Source organism: Wolbachia endosymbiont of Cylisticus convexus, assembly GCF_003344345.1.
Window position 1 is genome coordinate 1 of the sequence record NZ_QPIP01000112.1, and the last position, 3,010, is coordinate 3,010.

Sequence of the window (3,010 nt, forward strand, 5' to 3'; positions counted from 1 at the left end):
TTTCTTCGGTTATTTTCCTCGCTTTCAACAGACAAGTGGCTTTCTATTTCACCTTCCAGACTTGCCTCTAGCAGCCTTTTTATAAATGGTGTTAATGCTCCATCTCTTCCTGTTAGCGGCTTACCTTCTCTGATAGATGATAAAATATTTGTTTCTAGTTCTTTATAGTCCACCAAACCTGTAGTTCTGTTTGCTATTTTTTGACTCATGTCAAACCTCCATTTTTTATATCAATTTATTACTTTTTTTTTGGTTTGTTCAAAAAAGTGTGTCGTTCCCTATATAGAAATTTTTTATAATAAACAGCGTAGACATTTTACATTGCATTCCTGAACTTTTTATTTTCATAGCAAAAACTTCTTTACTTCCTCTCTACTTTTTCTGGGTAAGGTCAGGCTTTAATTGCCGGAGCTGCTTGCCGTTGGAGCTGCTGCTGTTATGTATTATACTCAATGCAGACAACAAGATACTCAAATTGCTAATGCTCGAACAAATCAGGTAATTCTAATAACTTAACTTTAGTTGAGTAAGACCAAGCTAAAAATCAATAGCATAACCATTATCTGAGAAAAAAGTTCAGAAAGATGTGTCCAATTAGCTAGTCAAGCAGAAGAGATAAAATGTAAAAATAGAGCTATTTCTACTGAGGTTGATTCTATTGAGTTAAGCAAGCTAACTAAAGCAACACTAGTTCAGCCTGGTTTACTAAGGGTTTTTTAAGTATCAACCCTTAAAAAAATCGGCGTAGGTTTAGGCAGTGTAGTGCCTAAGCTTACGCACGCGTTGCACAGAGATTTTAAATCGCGTTGTTCTTTTGGAACTTTCAATTGGTCAAGTATCGTCTCTGCTGATCTTGGAATAATTGGCTGTAATAAAATACCAATTATTCTTATATATTCCAGTAATTTGTAGATTACTAAATTCATGTGCTCTCTATCGGTTTTACTTAACGTCCAAGGTGCACTTTTGTCTATGTAAGCATTGGCTTTGGAAGAAATATTAATAATCAGAAGTATAATCTGGTTAAATTCATACTTTGATAGATGATCCATTACTTGATCGAGTATGGCCTTGCAATTTGGTAAACTCTCATCATCTTTAAGCAAATTGCGATCAACTGCTGGTACAACTCCAGAGCATTGCTTGTGCAGAAATGAAATTGTTCTTTGCACTAAATTGCCTATATTGTTTGCCAGCTCTGAGTTTATGCGACTGATCATGTTCTTCTTACTGAAATTACCATCTTGACCAAAACTTGCTTCCCGAAGGAGAAAATAGCGTAGTTGATCAACACCAAACTCTTCTGCCAGACCAATTGGATCTATAACGTTACCAAGGGATTTGGATATTTTTTCTCCCTCATTTAGCCACCAACCATGAACTGCAATTTGCTTTGGCAGTGATAAATCTGCTGCAAGAAGAATCGCTGGCCAGTATACAGCGTGAAAACGCAATATGTCTTTACCTATTATATGAACGTTGAAAGAGTTTGCCCAAAACTTCTTATATTCCTCATCTTCTATATTAGGAAAGCCTATTGAAGTGAGATAGTTAGTGAGCGCATCTATCCAAACATAAATTACGTGCTTGTCATTTCCTGGTACTTTTATTCCCCAATTGAAACTAGTACGAGAAATCGAAAGGTCAGTAAGTCCTGATTTTACAAACGATATCACTTCGTTTTTTCTGCTCTCAGGAAAGATGAAATTCGGCTGATTTTCGTATAACTCTAGCAATTTTTTTTTGCCAATTTGACAAGCGAAAAAAATAGCTCTCTTCTTTTATCCACTGAACTTCAGCGCCTGTTGGTGCTCTACCATCTATCAACTCTGACTCCTGATAAAAAGCTTCGTCACGAACTGAATACCAACCTGAGTAAGAATCTAGATATATTTGTCCTCTCTCTTCAAGCCTATTCCATAGAACTATAACTGCTTGTTCATGACGTTCTTCTGTGGTGCAAATAAAATCATCATAATCAAAGTTCATTAGCTCAGCTAATTTTTTGAACGTAACACTTATTTCATCTGTAAATTCTTTTGGCTCTATTCCCTTTGCTTTAGCTGCTTTTTCAATTTTTTGTCCATGTTCATCTGTACCAGTAGTAAATTTGATGTTCTTTCCAGCTAGTTTTATAAATCTAGCTGCAACATCACAGATAAGGGAAGTATATGCGTGGCCGATATGTGGCTTGTCGTTTACGTAATATATTGGCGTAGTGATGTAAAAGCTCTCAAATTGCTTCATTTCATAGTGCTTAAAACTTAATCATATCTGCACTAGTAATAAAAATCAATATAACACAAACGATCTGAAAAGCCATTATACCGCTGCGCGTTGCAGCGGTATCCTGTAAGTAATTTACGCTTTAGAGTAAGCCAGTTTGCTGTCCATAACCTCCAACATAAGAATTACTAAATGCACTTGGAGGAGGAGCAGTTGGAGAATGAGGATCTTGATAAGAGTAAGCAGGTGGTGGTTCACGATTAGAAGAATCTCCAGAGCTATGCCCAGATCCTCGTTTATGATAATCATCTACCGCTTCTTTAGCTTTCTCAATATTTTCCGACTCTTTCTCATGCTTCATATGAAAAGCCAAACCACCAGCAAAACACACAAGAGAATTAATACCAAGAATGACTAAACCCCATGCTGGCAATACTGGATTAACAGCGCAACATACCAAAGCTACCAAAGAAATTGCACTGACTGCAAATTCTATACTCCTGAATATTTTAAGTTGACTATCTAGATAATCTATTTTTTCTGACTTTCTAGCCTTTTTTTCACTGTTGTTGTACCAAAAACACATACCGACATGGAAAGCAATACATACAACTACAGCTGCTATACCTAAAGCCAATAACTTTCCATTGTCTTCTGAGTCTTTTCTACTTAGCTGGCCACCACTAATGAAACCAGGGTTATTTATAACTGTAGTATTACCACTAAACAGGCTACTCAGTAGTAAACAATCCCAAAAACTTAAACCTCTATCATCGTGTACATG

At 36.3% G+C, this 3,010-nt stretch carries 1 protein-coding gene and 2 pseudogenes; all 3 read right to left on the bottom strand.

Translation table 11 applies throughout. The features are described from left to right. Window positions 1–209, bottom strand: a pseudogene (locus Wcon_RS08600) (IS256 family transposase); the annotation flags it as partial. Between the two features lie 507 nt (window positions 210–716). Beyond that, window positions 717–2,247 (bottom strand): annotated as a pseudogene (gene metG / locus Wcon_RS08605) (methionine--tRNA ligase). 121 nt (window positions 2,248–2,368) lie between these two features. After that, window positions 2,369–3,010 (bottom strand): hypothetical protein (locus tag Wcon_RS08610; RefSeq protein ID WP_114517870.1); only part of this gene is annotated, 642 nt, incomplete at its 5' end.